Origin of the sequence: Frondihabitans australicus, assembly GCF_003634555.1 — a bacterium.
Classification (GTDB): domain Bacteria; phylum Actinomycetota; class Actinomycetes; order Actinomycetales; family Microbacteriaceae; genus Frondihabitans; species Frondihabitans australicus.
This window is the reverse complement of record NZ_RBKS01000001.1, coordinates 2,716,273-2,731,732: the sequence shown is the minus strand read 5'-3', so window position 1 is coordinate 2,731,732 and position 15,460 is coordinate 2,716,273. Positions and strand designations below refer to the sequence as shown.

The following is a 15,460-nucleotide window of genomic DNA, read 5'->3' as shown; positions in this document are numbered from 1 at the left end:
CCCGACCGCCTGGCGATGTCGGTCGGGACGCTTAGGCTGGTGGGACCATGACGATCGTTCTCGAGCCCTTCGACAACTCCGACGGCGGGCCGGTGTCTTCCGGCTCCGGGCCGCGCGCCTCGGCGACCGACGATCGGCTCACGGCGGGGCTCAACCCGCAGCAGAAGGAGGCGGTCGAGTACCGCGGGCAGTCACTCCTCATCGTGGCGGGCGCGGGCTCGGGCAAGACCAGCGTGCTGACCCGTCGCATCGCCGGGCTGATCGACTCGCGCGAGGCGTGGCCGAGCCAGATCCTCGCGATCACCTTCACGAACAAGGCCGCGGCCGAGATGCGCGAGCGCGTCGCCGCCCTCGTCGGCCAGTCGTCCGAGGGCATGTGGATCTCGACGTTCCACTCGGCGTGCGTGCGGATCCTGCGCCGCGAGGCGGAGCAGTTCGGCTTCACGAAGAGCTTCACGATCTACGACTCGGCCGACTCGCGGGCGCTTCTCAAGCGGATCCTGAAAGAGCTGGACGCCGACTCCCTCGGCTTCACCGTGAGCCAGGCCTCGGGCAAGATCTCGAAGCTGAAGAACGAGCTCTCCGACGTCGAGAGCTACTCGCGGCAGATCAACGCCGGCGACCCGCAGGACGTCATGTTCCTCGAGATCTTCCGCCAGTACACGCGCGAGCTGCAGCGCGCGAACGCCTTCGACTTCGACGACCTCATCGCCCAGACGGTCTACCTCTTCCGCGCTTTCCCGAAGGTGGCGGCCGTCTACCAGCGGCGGTTCCGTCACATCCTGGTCGACGAGTACCAGGACACCAACCACGCCCAGTACGCCCTCATCCGCGAGCTCACCCGCCCGGTCGACCCCGACGTCGTCGACGAGCTCGAGCGCGGCGGCCAGTTCGTGCAGTCCCTGCGCGACGGCAGCGGGCGGATCCCCGGCGCCTCGCTCACGGTGGTCGGCGACTCCGACCAGTCCATCTACGCCTTCCGCGGTGCGGACATTCGCAACATCACCGAGTTCGAGCACGACTTCCCACACTCGAAGGTGATCCTCCTCGAGCAGAACTACCGGTCGACGCAGAACATCCTCGACGCTGCCAACGCCGTCATCGCGAACAACTTCGACCGCCAGGCGAAGAACCTCTTCACGACCGTCGGCTCGGGCGACAAGATCGTCGGCTTCACCGGGTACACCGGCCACGACGAGGCGCAGTTCGTCGCCGACGAGATCGCGGCGCTGCACGACTCCGGCACCGCCTACAAAGACATGGCGGTGTTCTACCGCACGAACTCGCAGACCCGTGCGCTGGAGGAGATCTTCATCCGGTCGGCGATTCCCTACCGCGTGCTGGGCGGCACGAAGTTCTACGAGCGGGCCGAGATCAAAGACGCGATGGCGTACCTCATCTCCGTGGCGAACCCCGCCGACCCGCTGGCGCTCCGCCGCATCATGAACGTCCCGAAGCGCGGCATCGGCCCGGCGACCGAGACGGCGCTGCAGCGCTACGCCGACCAGAACGAGGTGGGCCTCCGCGACGCCATGCGCGATGCCGCCTCGCTCGGCCTCGGCCCGAAGGTCACCGGCGCGATCACCGGGCTCGCCACCCTCCTCGACGGCGTCCAGCAGACCGCGGCCACCGACCCCGTGAGCGACATCCTCGTGGCGCTGCTCGAGGGCTCCGGCCTCGTCGCTGCGCTGCGCGCCTCCCGTGATCCGCAGGACGAAGCGCGGGCCGAGAACATCGACGAACTCGTCGCCGTGACCAAGGAGTTCCAGAAGAACAACCCCGACGGCACGCTCCTCGACTTCCTCACCGAGGTGTCGCTGGTCGCCGCGGCCGACGAGCTCGACGACTCGAGCGGTACGGTCTCGCTGATGACGCTTCACACCGCGAAGGGCCTGGAGTACGACGCTGTCTTCCTCACGGGAGTGGAGGAGGACCTCCTGCCCCACCGCATGTCGGCCTCCGAACCCGGCGGCCCGTCGGAGGAGCGCCGGCTGTTCTACGTCGGCATCACGCGGGCGAAGAAGAAGCTGTTCCTGTCGCTGGCCATGACCCGTGCCCAGTTCGGCGAGGTCAACGTCGCCATGCCGTCGCGCTATCTGCAGGAGATCCCCGCCGAGCTCATCGACTGGAAGCAGTCGCCCGGCATGGCCAACAGCCGGGGCGGCACGCAGCCCCGGGCGCTGAACGCACGGCGCGACGGCGGCTTCGGGGGCGACTCCGGTGCATACGGAAATCGCCCCCGAGCCGGCGGCGGCTACGGGTCAGGCAGCTACGACCGGGCGACGGCCGCAGCGAAGACCCGACCGAAGACCGAGTGGGCCAATCGCGTCACCGGGACGGTCCGCGACAACGGTGACCTCGAGCTCGATGCGGGCGACCGCATCTCGCACGTCGACTTCGGCGAGGGCTCGGTGCTGGCGGTCACGGGCGTCGGCCCGCGCCGGATCGCCGAGGTGCAGTTCGACACGGCCGGTCGCAAGAAGCTGCTCATCAAGGTCGCTCCGATCGAGAAGCTCTGACGGCGTCCGGGTCGGCGCCTCGACGTCGCGCACGTCGTGTGATCGCGAGGACGAGCAGCACGGCGAGCCCGAGCGCGATCGCTCCCGCCCCGGCGAGGGCCTCCGGGGCCATCGACTCGGCGCCGGTGTACGCGAGCACGCGCGCCGCCGCCGGCGTCGGCTTCGCAGGGGTCGCCGGTCGGTGCGGCTTCGCGGGGGTCGAGGGCTGGTCGGGTGTCTCGGGCGTGACCGGAGTCACCGGCACGTCGGGGGCCGCTACTTCGAGGGCCTCGGCGGTGTGCGCGACGAGGTCGGAGAACGCCGGGATGCCGTCGGATCCCGCGCCCTGAGCACCCTCGCCGTCGCCGTCGCCGTCGGCCGAGCCCGGAGACCGCAGCACGAAGACGTAGTGGCCTGTCTTCGTCACGGTGACGCACGGCGTGGTGTAGTCGCCGTCGTGCGAGACGGAGGTCGTCACGCTGCCCGCGACCGGCAGGCTCGTGAGGTCGTCGAGGCCGAAGTCGTGCCCGTCGGCCGGCTCCTCGTCGAACGGCCCGAGCAGCAGGCTCTCGACCTCGGCCGCAGGAGCCGACGCATCGTCGCCGAGCCCTGTCACGCTGAGCCCGTCGGCCACGCAGTCGCCCGGGGCGAACGCCCCGCCGTCATGGGACCCCGTCGCAGCCGTGGTCCGGATGCTCGGCACCCGTGCGCCCGTCGTCGCGTGCGTCACCTCGGTCGCCGTGCCGAAGCCCGACTTCCACGGCCGGACGCGACCGCCGCCCTTCTCGGCCGGTGTGTCGGCCGGGTCGATGGTCTCGACCCACACGAAGAACCCGTCGCTCGGCAGCGTGCACTCGGGAGTCCGGTAGTCGCCGGGGCCGGTGTTCGCGACGACCTCGACGGAGCACACCGTCGGAGCATCGGCGGGCCACTCCGTCGCCGGGGTCGGCGCCGCGTCGAACGGGCCGAGCAGCGTGCTGCGCACCGTGACGGGGATCGGCAGCGTCGACGACAGACTGTCGCCGTACACGCCCCAGTCGCTCATCAGCCCGTCGCCCGGGGCGGCGTCGAGGCGCAGGGAATCGCTGATCGCGGCGCCGGCACGGGCTTCGGTCTGGCTGGTCCGCGTCTCGACCCGCGGCTGGAAGGGCAGCGGCGACAGCTCGCTCTGCGTGCTCGATGCCGTGGCCGTGGAGGTCGACGCCGGCGTGAACAGGAGCATCTGCGTGCCCGCGCCGGCCGACCCGACCGTGACGGCCGAGTCGAACGGGAGGCCGGCGAACGTGACCGAGGCTCGCACCGTGAGCGAGACGCCGTCACCGGTCGCTTTCACGTGGACGTACTCGGCGTTCTTGACGGTCGTCGACGTGGATCCGTCGTCGAACACGCCGCCGGTGAGGGTCATCGTGCCCGACTGCGACGACGGATTGGCCGGACGTGTGCCGCCCGAGGCGAGCTGGGTCGTCAGGTCCGCTTTCGCCCACCCGGTGCCGTCCGCCTCGAGCCGGAGGGAGAGCGACGCCGAGCCGCCCACGGTGGCGTTCGCTTTCGCCTGCGCGAGCATCGCGTTCGCCTGCGACACCACGGCTGCGCTCTGCGCTCCGGCGCGATCGGCGTACCAGCTCTGCGGATGCCCGTGCAGGCCCGCGATTGTCCAGACGGCGAGCTGGCCGGCGGCCGCGGTCGTGGCGTCGTTCGTGCCCGACCACTTCCGTGCGATGTAGGCGAGCTCGCCGAGGTCGGACTTCGACAGCCCGAGTGCCGACGAGCTGTTCGACACGACGTAGTCGTGCCCCACGGGCGACGCCTTGCCGGCCTCGAGACAGAACGCGAGGCGGCCGTCGGCCAGACGGTAGGTGCCGATCCAGTTCACGCCGTCGCTGGCGAGGTACCCGACCCCGTGCCCGGTGGCGGCGAGGGCCTGCGCTGATCCCGGCAGGGCCACGGCGGCGATGAGGGCGACGATCAGGGCGAGCAGGATCGGGAGGCCCTTCCGCCCCCTGCCTCGCACCCTCTGCTCGCCGCCCACCCCCGGGGATTGCACGGGCGAGCGCAGGTGCGCCGAGGGGGAGAGGGGGGACGTGGACGTGACCCGCGCGCCCGTCCCGGCGGGCGGGCCGGGGGGCTGCGGTGCGACTGAGTACGGTTTCATGCGGACGACGATGGGGGAGGCCAGCGGGTCTGGGAGGCGTGAGAACCTCAGGGCGTGGAGAGTCCGCCGGATCCTGCGTCTGTGGAGGAATGGTCGTGCCCCTGCTCGCGGCGCTGTCGTTCACGTCGGGTACACCGTCGCCCGAGGCGCAGGCGCTAGGCTGATTTCCGGTGGTTGTCTCGATGTCGAGAGAGTCTCGAGACATGTCGTGGCCCCGTCGAAAGAATGGGGTCGGCAGCCGAACAACGTCCGAGCCGAACAACGGCGAGGGCTCCGCATGCGGATAGGAAGAACAGCGTGGATCTTTTCGAGTACCAGGCCAGAGACCTCTTCGAGGCCTACGGCGTCCCGGTCCTGCCGGGCATCATCGCCGACACCCCCGCCGAGGTGCGGGCGGCGGCTGAGAAGCTGGGCGGCGTCACCGTCGTCAAGGCGCAGGTGAAGGTCGGCGGCCGCGGCAAGGCGGGCGGCGTCAAGGTCGCGAAGACCCCGGACGACGCCGAGGCGGCCGCGAACGCGATCCTCGGTCTCGACATCAAGGGCCACGTCGTCAAGCGCGTCATGGTCGCCGCGGGTGCGCAGATCAAGCAGGAGTTCTACTTCTCGGTGCTGCTCGACCGGGCGAACCGCTCGTACCTCTCGCTGTGCAGCTACGAGGGCGGCATGGAGATCGAAGAGCTGGCCGTCGAGCGTCCCGAGGCGCTCGCGCGCGTCGAGGTCGACCCGCTGACCGGCATCGACCTCGACAAGGCGAAGGCGATCGCGAAGCAGGGCGGATTCCCCGACGAGCTCGTCGACAAGGTCGCCCCCGTGCTCGTGAAGCTCTACGAGGTCTACACCGGCGAGGACGCCAGCCTCGTCGAGGTGAACCCGCTGGTCCTCACCGAGCAGGGCGACATCGTCGCGCTCGACGGCAAGGTGTCGATCGACGAGAACGCCGACTTCCGTCACCCGAACCACGCAGAGCTCGAAGACGCGGCCGCGGCCGACCCGCTCGAGGCGAAGGCCAAGGCCGCCGGGCTCAACTACGTGAAGCTCGACGGCGAGGTCGGCATCATCGGCAACGGCGCGGGCCTCGTCATGTCGACGCTCGACGTCGTCGCCTACGCCGGCGAGAAGCACAACGGCGTGAAGCCCGCCAACTTCCTCGACATCGGCGGCGGCGCCAGCGCCGAGGTCATGGCGAACGGCCTCGACGTGATCCTCGGCGACTCGCAGGTGAAGAGCGTGTTCGTCAACGTCTTCGGCGGCATCACGGCGTGCGACGCCGTGGCCAATGGCATCGTGGCCGCCCTCGGAATCCTGGGCGACGCCGCGACCAAGCCCCTCGTGGTGCGCCTCGACGGCAACAACGTCGAGGAGGGCCGCCGCATCCTGGCGGAGGCGAACCACCCCCTCGTGACCGTCGTGCCGACCATGGACGAAGCGGCCGACAAGGCCGCCGAGCTGGCTTCGAAGTAAGGGCTGAAAGAGCAATGTCGATCTTCCTCAACAAAGACAACAAGGTCATCGTCCAGGGCATCACCGGCGGCGAGGGCACGAAGCACACGGCGCTCATGCTGAAGGCCGGCACGCAGGTCGTCGGCGGTGTCAACGCTCGCAAGGCCGGCACCACCGTCACGCACGGCGACGTCACACTGCCCGTCTTCGGCACGGTCGCCGAGGCGATGAGCGAGACCGGCGCCGACGTGTCGATCGTCTTCGTCCCGCCGGCCTTCGCGAAAGACGCGGTCGTCGAGGCCATCGAGGCGGGCATCCCGCTGGTCGTCGTGATCACCGAGGGCATCCCCGCGCAGGACGCGGCGGAGTTCTGGGCGCTCGCGAAGTCCAAGGGCGGCGCGACGCGCATCATCGGCCCGAACTGCCCCGGCATCATCACGCCGGGCGAGTCGCTCGTGGGCATCACCCCGAACAACATCACCGGCAAGGGCCCCATCGGTCTCGTGTCGAAATCGGGCACCCTGACCTACCAGATGATGTACGAGCTGCGCGACCTCGGCTTCTCGACCGCCATCGGAATCGGCGGCGACCCCGTCATCGGCACGACGCACATCGACGCGCTCGCCGCGTTCGAGGCCGACCCCGAGACCAAGGCGATCGTCATGATCGGCGAGATCGGCGGCGACGCCGAGGAGCGCGCGGCCGACTTCATCAAGGCGAACGTCACCAAGCCGGTCGTCGGCTACGTCGCGGGCTTCACCGCCCCCGAGGGCAAGACGATGGGCCACGCCGGTGCGATCGTGTCGGGCTCCGCCGGCACCGCGCAGGCGAAGAAGGAGGCCCTCGAGGCCGCCGGCGTCAAGGTCGGCAAGACGCCGAGCGAGACCGCCGCGCTGCTCCGCGAGGTGTTCACTTCGCTTGCGAAGTGAACCGAAGGGCACGGCAACTGCCAGCTAGACAAGGCAGTTTCTGAAGGGTCGCTCCGCCTCGGCGGGGCGGCCCTTCGTCGTCGGTGCCCGCCGGTACAGTCGTCGCCGTATGAACCGCCCCGTCACCGCCGTCTTCGCCGCGCTCGAGTCCCTTCTCGTCGCGGGCATCGGCGTGGGCATCCCGGTCGTCGCGCTCACCTTCCTCTGGGCGTTCCAGTACGGGCTGCAGGTCGACTGGAGCGTCTTCTGGCGGGCCGGCGCCGACATCTGGCTGGTCGGCCACGGCGTCGACCTCACGCTCACACTCTCGGCGAAGTCGGCCGCGGCCACCGGCATCACGGGCGCCGGGGCACCGATGCTCATCTCGATCGCAGCCCTCGGGTTCGCGCTCCTCACCGTCGTGCTCGGCGCCCGCACGGGCCGTCGCCTCGCCGAGACGCGGCATCGCGCGATCGGCAGCGTCTCCGCCATCGCCGTCTTCGCCGTCCTGGCCGCCGTCGTCACGCTCACGGCCGAGGCGCCCGGCGCGCACGTGTCGGTGGCGCAGGGCGTCGCCTGGCCCACGATCGTCTACGGCGTGCCGCTTCTGGCCGCCGCCGAGGTGACGCGGCGACGCCGGGGAGCACCGGCCGACCCCGTCACGTTTCGGATCCTGAGCCTGATCGACCGGGTGCCCGTGCTGGGTCGCGAGGTCGCCCTGGTGTCCCTTCGCGCAGGATCAGCGATCGCCGCCGCGGTCATGGCGATCGCCGGCGTGATCGTCGCCCTCCTCCTCGTCACGCACTACGCCTCGATCATCTCGCTCTACGAGGGCGCGCACGCGGGCGTCGTCGGCGGCGTCGCCCTGACGCTCGGCCAGGTGGCGCTGATCCCGAACGCGGTGGCGTGGGCCGCGTCGTGGCTGGTCGGCCCCGGCTTCGCCCTGGGCACAGGATCAGCGGTCTCGCCGCTCGGCACCACCATCGGCCCGATGCCGGCGATCCCGTTCCTCGGCGCACTGCCGACCGGGTCGCCGACGTTCGGCTTCATCGGGATCCTCGTCCCGGTCGTCGCGGCCTTCGTCGTCACGACCCTCCTTCGACCCGACATCGAGCGCGCTCTCGGTCGCAACGACACGATGGTCGGCCGCGTCGTCGCAGGAGCCGCGACCGGCGTCACCGGCGGCCTCGTCGTGGGTCTCCTCGTCGCCGCGGCGTCAGGGTCGGCCGGGCCCGGGCGACTCGCCACCGTCGGCGCGAACGGTCTCGTCGTCGGAGCCTTCGCCGCCCTCGAGATCGGAGTGCCGGCCATGCTCGCCCTGGTGGTGCGGCAGCCGCAGCGGGTCTCCGACCTGCAGAGGCGGGCCGGGGGCAGCGGCTCCGCCACGAGCGGCGGCGCCTCCTCGAAGCCGAGGGCGAAGTCGCCGCACGCTCGCGACCAGGACGACGTGGTGACCGAGCGGATCCCCGGCCTGAAGCGCTGACCGGCCACGGTAGGCTGTTCGGGTGCTGAAGCTCGTCGTGCTCATCTCCGGCGGTGGCTCGAACCTGCGGGCCCTCCTCGAGGCCGCGCAGAGCGACGAGTACCCCGCTCGAGTCGTCGCCATCGGCGCCGACCGTGAGGCAGATGGCTTCGAGCACGCCGAGGCGTTCGGCATCCCCACGTTCTCCGTTCCGTTCACGAGCTTCCCCGACCGCGAGAGCTGGGGCGACGAGGTGCTCGCGCAGATCCGTCAGTGGCAGCCCGACCTCGTCGTGCTGAGCGGCTTCATGCGGCTCTTCCCGCGCCAGGTCGTCGACGCGCTCTCGCCGCACATGATCAACACGCACCCGGCGTACCTGCCCGAGTTCCCCGGCGCCCACGGGGTCCGCGACGCGCTCGCGGCCGGCGCCTCGCAGACCGGTGCGAGCGTCATCGTCGTCGACAACGGCGTCGACTCGGGCCCGATCCTCGCGCAGGAGCGAATCCCCGTGCTGCCCGGCGACACCGAAGACACCCTGCACGACCGGGTCAAGGTGGTCGAGCGCCGCCTCCTGATCGGCACCATCCACGACATCGCCACCGGGGCGATCGACCTGACGGAGAAGACCACGGCATGAGCGGCCACACCATCGACCCGAGCCTGTACCGCGAGCGCGACGCGATCGAGATCCGCCGCGCGCTCATCTCGGTGAGCGACAAGACCGGCCTCGTCGAGCTCGCGACCGCCCTGGCGAGCGCGAAGGTGCAGATCGTCTCGACCGGCTCGACGGCGCAGACCATCCGCGACGCCGGCTTCGAGGTGACCGACGTGAGTGCCGTCACCGACTTCCCCGAGTCGCTCGACGGCCGGGTGAAGACCCTGCACCCGGCGATCCACGCCGGCATCCTCGCCGACCTCCGCCTCGAGGGTCACGAGGCTCAGCTGCGCGACCTCGACATCAAGCCGTTCGAGCTCGTCGTCGTCAACCTCTATCCGTTCGTCGAGACCGTGGCATCAGGAGCCGCGACTCCCGTCGTCATCGAGAACATCGACATCGGCGGTCCCGCGCTCGTCCGGGCCGCCGCCAAGAACCACGCCAACGTGGCGATCGCGGTGAGTCCCGCCTCCTACCCGCAGATCATCAAGGCCCTCACGCTGGGCGGCACGACTCTCGCCCAGCGGCAGCGGCTCGCCGGCGAGGCGTTCGCCCATACCGCCTCGTACGACACGGCCGTCGCGGCGTACTTCGCGCAGAACGTCGGGGTGCGGGCGGCTCACCCCGAGGCGGTGTCGGATCCTGCGCCCTTCGGCTCGGCCTTCGACGTGTCGGGCTCGCTCGAGTCGACCCTGCGCTACGGCGAGAACTCGCACCAGCGCGCCGCGATCTACACGACCGACGGCGGCACCGGCATCGCCCAGGCGACGCAGCTGCACGGCAAGGAGATGTCGTACAACAACTACGTCGACGCTGACGCGGCGGTCCGTGCGGCCTACGACTTCGCCGAGCCGGCGGTGGCGATCATCAAGCACGCGAACCCGTGCGGCATCGCCGTGAGCGGCCCACTCGCCGACGACCCGATCGCCGACGCTCATGCCCGCGCGCACGCCTGCGACCCGGTGTCGGCCTACGGCGGCGTCATCGCGGCGAACCGCACGGTGACGGCTGCGATGGCCGAGACCGTCAAGGGCATCTTCACGGAGGTGATCGTGGCGCCCGGCTTCGAGGACGCCGCGCTCGAGATCCTCTCGTCGAAGAAGAACCTCCGAGTGCTGCAGCTGCCGGCGGGCTTCGCCCTCGCTGACACCGAGTTCAAGCAGATCTCGGGCGGTCTGCTCGTTCAGGACTCCGACCGCTTCACCGGCTGGACCAGCGACGACTGGAAGCTGGTCGCGGGCGACGAGGCCGACGACGAGACCCGCGCCGACCTCGAATTCGCCTGGGTCGCCTCGCGGGCGGTCAAGTCGAATGCGATCCTGCTCGCCCACCAGGGCGCGTCGGTCGGCGTCGGCATGGGCCAGGTCAACCGGGTCGACTCGTGCCATCTCGCCGTCGACCGGGCGGGCGATCGCGCCAGCGGGTCGGTCGCGGCCTCCGACGCCTTCTTTCCGTTCGCCGACGGCCTCGAGGTGCTGCTCGCCGCGGGCGTCCGCGCGGTGGTCCAGCCCGGCGGGTCGATCCGCGACGACGAGGTGATCGCGGCGGCCGAGAAGGCGGGCGTCACGATGTACTTCACGGGCGAGCGGCACTTCTTCCACTGAGGGTCGCCTGCTCCTGCGACCGGATTGCGCTGAGGTCTTGCGCTCTGGGCGAAACCGCCCATAGTCTGTAAGGCTGCGTGCAGCCGACGACGCCCAGAAGGCGCCGTCGTCGAACGATCACACACGACTAACGCGAGCGCCTCGGAGGACACGATGACGAACACAGCCCACAACACGGTCCTGACGGTGACCGTCGCCGGTGGCGTGTATGTCGCCGCCTCCCGCCGCCGCCAGGAGACCTTCGCCGCCTAGGTCGGCCTCCCGCTCCGCCCCTCTCGCGCGCTCGTCGCGCCGCACACCCGCTCGACGGCTTCACCGGTCGGCTTGCGGGCAGTTCCTGTCTCGGGTCGCTTCTGCGACCCCGCTCCACCCGGATACGGATTCCTCCATGTCTCAGCAGCATCCCCCGTCAACCCCTTCAACCGATCGGCCGACGACAGTCCAGAGTCTCGCCCGGCTGATCCCCTACCTCCGGCCCGCGCTTCCCCGCATCATCGCGGGGATGGTCGCGGCCATGATCGCGTCGCTGGTGGCGCTGTTCATCCCGTTCGTGCTCGAGAGGCTCGTCGACGGGCCGCTGTCGAGCCACGACGCGCGCCAGGTCTGGCCGGCGTTCGCGATCGTCCTCGCCCTCGGCGTGGTCGAGGCGGGCATGATCATGGCCCGGCGCTGGCTCGTGCTCACCCCGTCGACGTATGTCGAGACGAGCATGCGCAACAGCCTCTACAAGAAGCTGCAGGATCTCCCGGTCGCCTTCCACGACCGCTGGCAGTCCGGCCAGCTGCTCAGCCGCTCGGTGAGCGACCTCAGCCTCATCCGGCGCTGGCTCGCGTTCGGCATCGTGCTGCTCGTCGTCAACCTGATCACGATCGTCGTCGGCTTCGTCGTGCTGTTCTTCTACAGCTGGCTGCTCGGGTTGATCTTCCTCGTGGCGTCGGTGCCGATCTGGATCGTCGGCCTCCGGTTCGAGAAGGAGTACTCGACCGTCGCCCGCCGCAGCCAGGACCAGGTCGGCGACCTCGCCACGAGCGTGGAGGAGTCGGTGCACGGCATCCGCGTGCTCAAGGCGTTCGGTCGCGGCAAGCACTCGCTGAAGGACTTCGCGCGGCGGGCCGACGAGCTCCGCGGCACGGAGATCAAGAAGTCGCAGGCGATCGCGCAGCTGTGGCTGTGGCTGCTGCTCGTGCCCGACGTCGCCTTCGCGTTCTGCCTGCTGGCCGGCGTGTGGCTGGCGTCGCAGCACCAGCTCACCGTGGGGCAGCTCTTCGCGTTCTTCGCGACGGCGACCGTCCTCCGGTTCCCGGTGGAGTCGATCGGCTTCCTGCTGTCGATGACCTTCGACACCCGGACCGCCGTCGACCGCTTCTTCGAGGTCATGGACAGCGAGAACACCATCACCGATCCCGAGCACCCGAAGACCATCGCCGAGCCGCACGGCCGACTGACCTTCCGCTCGACCCACTTCCGCTACCAGGACAGCCCGGCGCAGTACGCCGACCTCGTCGACGGGGTCGACCTCGAGCTGGAGCCGGGCGAGACCATGGCCCTGGTCGGGCTCACCGGATCCGGCAAGACGACGCTCCTGGCCCTCGTGCCGCGCCTCTACGACGTCACCGGCGGCGAGGTGCTGATCGACGGCGTCGATGTGCGCGACCTCACCCGCGAGGAGCTCCGGCGCCACGTGGGCATGGCCTTCGAGGACGCCACGCTCTTCAGCACCACGGTGCGCGAGAACGTCCTGCTCGGGCGGCCCGACCTGTCGGGCGACGAGGCCGACCGCGTCATGCGCGAGGCGCTCGAGATCGCGCAGGCGGACTTCGTCGAGCGGTTGCCCGAGGGCGTCGACACGAAGGTCGGCGAGGAGGGGCTCAGCCTCTCCGGCGGCCAGCGGCAGCGTCTCGCCCTCGCGCGAGCCATCGCCGCGCGGCCTGCCGTCCTGGTCCTCGACGACCCCCTGTCGGCGCTCGACGTCGACACCGAGGCGCGAGTCGAAGCCGGGCTGCGGCGGGTGCTGGCGTCGACGACCTCGCTGATCGTCGCGCACCGGCCCTCGACCGTGAACCTGGCCGACCGGGTCGCCCTGCTCGAGAACGGGCGGGTCACCGCGGTCGGGCGGCACTCCGACCTGATCGCCACCAACGAGCACTACCGCTACGTCATCTCGTCGCTCGACGACGACGATGAGAGCACCCGAGAGGAGGTCTACGCGTGAGCGACGACACCACCACCCCCGACCCCACCATGGCCACGACCGACGGGGTTCCTCTGGAGACCGCGTCGGTCACCACGCTCGGCGTGCGCGGGGAGGAACGAGAGAACTTCACCCGCGCCGAGAGCCGTCGGCTCCGGGAGCGCTCCCGCGTGCTCCTGGGGTCGCTGCTGCAGCCCCTGCGCGCCCGCATCATCGTGACCGCGGTCATCGTGGTGATCAGCACCGGAGCCCAGGTGGCCGGCCCGTCGCTGATCGCCTACGGCATCGACTCGGCCCTGCCCGCCCTGCTCAAGCGAGCGGACTGGACGCCGACCCTGGTGGTCGTCGCCCTGTACCTCGCGGCCGGCATCGTCGGCGCGATCCTGATGGCGCAGTACACCGTGCTGTTCGCCCGGGTCAGTCAGAGCGTGCTGTTCGACCTGCGGAAGCGGCTCTTCCTGCACACGCAGCGGCTGAGCCTCGAGTTCCACGAGAGCTACACCTCGGGCCGCATCATCTCGCGACAGACGAGCGACCTCGACTCGATCCGCGAGCTGTTCGACTCGGGTATCAACCAGCTCGTGCAGGGCGTGCTCTACATGCTCTTCACGGCGGGCGCCCTCGTGCTGCTCGACCCGAAGAGCGGGCTCGTGCTCGCCTGTGCGCTCGTGCCGCTGTTCTTCCTCACGCGCTGGTTCCAGACTCGCTCGCAGCAGCGCTTCCGGGCCACGCGTGTGACCAGCGCGCGGGTGATCGTGCACTTCGTCGAGACGATGACAGGCATCCGCGCCGTGCAGGCGTTCCGCAAGGAGAAGCGCAACGAGAAGGAGTACGGCGGCTACGTCGAGGACTACCGGTCGGCGAACTCGAAGGTGTTCCAGCTGTTCGGGACCTTCGACCCGGGCCTCGTGCTCATCGGCAACTGCACGCTCGCGGCGGTCGTGCTCTGGGGCGGCTTCCGGGTGATCGACGGCTCGCTCGAGATCGGCGCGCTCCTCGCGGTCGCGCTGTACGCGAAGCGGTTCTTCGATCCCGCGGAGGAGCTGGCGATGTTCTACAACGGCTACCAGTCGGCGTCGGCCGCGCTCGAGAAGATCTCGGGGGTGCTGGAGGAACAGCCGAGTGTGCCGGATCCTGCGCGCCCGGTCGACCTGTGGCACGCCTCGGGGGCCATCGACTTCGACGACGTCGAGTTCGCCTACAACCCCTCCGCAGTCGTGCTGCCCGAGTTCGACCTGCATGTTCCCGCCGGTCAGACCATCGCTCTGGTCGGGAGCACAGGAGCAGGCAAATCGACGCTCGCGAAACTGATCGCTCGCTTCTACGACCCCACCCGCGGCACCATCCGGCTGGACGGGGTCTCGCTTCGAGATCTGCACCCGAAGGACCTCCGGCGAGCGATCGTCATGGTCACGCAGGAGGCGTACCTCTTCTCGGGCACGGTCGCGGACAACATCGCGCTGGGCAAGCCCGATGCGACCCGCGATGAGATCGAGCGGGCGGCCAGGGCGGTGGGCGCGCACGAGTTCATCATGGCGCTGCCCGACGGTTACGACACCGACGTGAACAAGCGCGGCGGGCGGGTCTCGGCGGGTCAGCGACAGCTGCTGTCGTTCGCTCGGGCCTTCATCGCCGACCCGGCGGTGCTGATCCTCGACGAGGCCACGGCCTCGCTCGACATCCCGTCGGAGCGTCTGGTGCAGGAGGCGCTGCAGACCCTGCTCGCCGACCGCACGGCGCTCATCATCGCCCACCGCCTCTCGACCGTGGCGATCGCCGACCGCGTGCTCGTGATGGAGTACGGCCGTGTCGTGGAGGACGGCTCGCCCGACGACCTCATCTCGGGCACGGGTCGCTTCGCGCAGCTGCACGCGGCGTGGAGGGACTCGCTGGTCTAGCGAGGCGGCGGGGCTCGCTGTCGCGCTGCCCCGGTGCGTCGCCGGCGGGGTCGGTCTCACTCGAGGCCGGCCTCGCCGTCGGCGTCGTGCACGTAGATGCTGCGGTCGGCGCCCCGTGCTGCACGATTCCTCGCCGTTCGGCCGCGCCGACCTCGGTGATCGGCGCGGACATCCGGCGGCCAGTCGGTGTGGGCCCGCACGAGCCCCGGAAAGCCGTAGCCGCGGTGTTCCCGGTGGTCGTGCCAACACCGTTGCAGCGATTCCACCTCGCCTGTCACGAGGTCGAGCCAGTCGTCTTCGAGCATGTACCAGCGGGTGGTCTCCTCCGGAACGAACCGGACGAAGCCGGATCGCCGCAGCGTCACGAGCTGCCGCGACACCGCCGACCAGCTCACCCCGAATCGCTCGTGCGCCAGTTCAGCCAGTTCACCCGACGTCTGTGCGCCGACGCACAGCGTCTCGATGAGGAAGAGGCGGAGCGGCTCGCCCAGAATCTCGAAGGCCGTCATGGGGCGCTTGCTGGGCGATTCGTTCGTGAGGGTCATGCCTTCAGCGTGCCCGTCGGCGCGGTCTTGGCTTGGTCGTTCAGCTGATCTGTGGACAGCAGGCCCTCACGCCACGCCTGTGGAGGAGCGGCGGGCCTGAGCTGACC

The 15,460-nt window shown here is 70.2% G+C and carries 10 protein-coding genes; 8 read left to right on the top strand and 2 right to left on the bottom strand.

Going from position 1 to position 15,460, the window contains the following annotated elements:
- Positions 1 to 47 precede the first annotated feature (47 nt).
- Positions 48 to 2,519: an ATP-dependent helicase gene (locus C8E83_RS12800; RefSeq protein ID WP_121370252.1), complete on the top strand. Its 2,472-nt coding sequence runs from the start codon at positions 48 to 50 to the stop codon at positions 2,517 to 2,519.
- Here C8E83_RS12800 and C8E83_RS12795 read toward each other — a convergent pair.
- Positions 2,491 to 4,542 carry a thioester domain-containing protein gene (locus tag C8E83_RS12795; RefSeq protein ID WP_147430172.1) on the bottom strand — a complete coding sequence of 684 codons (2,052 nt, stop codon included), beginning with the start codon at positions 4,540 to 4,542 and terminating at the stop codon, positions 2,491 to 2,493. The two genes, C8E83_RS12800 and C8E83_RS12795, sit on opposite strands and share 29 nt — an antisense overlap.
- A 405-nt stretch (positions 4,543 to 4,947) precedes the next feature.
- Here C8E83_RS12795 and sucC point away from each other — a divergent pair, with 405 nt between their 5' ends.
- The 7 genes from sucC to C8E83_RS12760 all read left to right on the top strand — a co-directional run bounded on the left by sucC (position 4,948) and on the right by C8E83_RS12760 (position 14,808).
- Positions 4,948 to 6,111 carry an ADP-forming succinate--CoA ligase subunit beta gene (gene sucC, locus C8E83_RS12790; RefSeq protein ID WP_121370250.1) on the top strand — a complete coding sequence of 388 codons (1,164 nt, stop codon included), beginning with the start codon at positions 4,948 to 4,950 and terminating at the stop codon, positions 6,109 to 6,111.
- Between the two features lie 14 nt (positions 6,112 to 6,125).
- Positions 6,126 to 7,019 (top strand): succinate--CoA ligase subunit alpha, encoded by an 894-nt coding sequence (gene sucD, locus C8E83_RS12785; RefSeq protein ID WP_121370249.1) that lies wholly within the window; start codon positions 6,126 to 6,128, stop codon positions 7,017 to 7,019.
- A 109-nt stretch (positions 7,020 to 7,128) separates the two neighbouring features.
- Entirely contained in the window at positions 7,129 to 8,481 is a 1,353-nt protein-coding gene (locus tag C8E83_RS12780) for a cell division protein PerM (RefSeq protein ID WP_121370248.1), read from the top strand.
- Positions 8,482 to 8,503: 22 nt separating this feature from the next.
- Positions 8,504 to 9,097: a phosphoribosylglycinamide formyltransferase gene (purN, locus tag C8E83_RS12775; RefSeq protein ID WP_121370247.1), complete on the top strand. Its 594-nt coding sequence runs from the start codon at positions 8,504 to 8,506 to the stop codon at positions 9,095 to 9,097.
- Complete coding sequence (purH, locus tag C8E83_RS12770) at positions 9,094 to 10,719, top strand: bifunctional phosphoribosylaminoimidazolecarboxamide formyltransferase/IMP cyclohydrolase (RefSeq protein ID WP_121370246.1); 1,626 nt, start codon at positions 9,094 to 9,096, stop codon at positions 10,717 to 10,719. Before purN ends, purH begins: the two co-directional genes overlap by 4 nt.
- Before the next feature lie 388 nt (positions 10,720 to 11,107).
- Entirely contained in the window at positions 11,108 to 12,931 is a 1,824-nt protein-coding gene (locus tag C8E83_RS12765; protein WP_121370245.1) for an ABC transporter ATP-binding protein, read from the top strand.
- Positions 12,932 to 12,960: 29 nt separating this feature from the next.
- A complete protein-coding gene (locus C8E83_RS12760) occupies positions 12,961 to 14,808 on the top strand; it encodes an ABC transporter ATP-binding protein (RefSeq protein ID WP_121371897.1) in 1,848 nt (615 codons plus the stop codon).
- A gap of 56 nt (positions 14,809 to 14,864) precedes the next feature.
- On the opposite strand, the gene C8E83_RS12755 is transcribed toward C8E83_RS12760, so the two are convergent.
- Positions 14,865 to 15,353 (bottom strand): ArsR/SmtB family transcription factor, encoded by a 489-nt coding sequence (locus C8E83_RS12755; RefSeq protein WP_121370244.1) that lies wholly within the window; start codon positions 15,351 to 15,353, stop codon positions 14,865 to 14,867.
- Positions 15,354 to 15,460 lie beyond the last annotated feature (107 nt).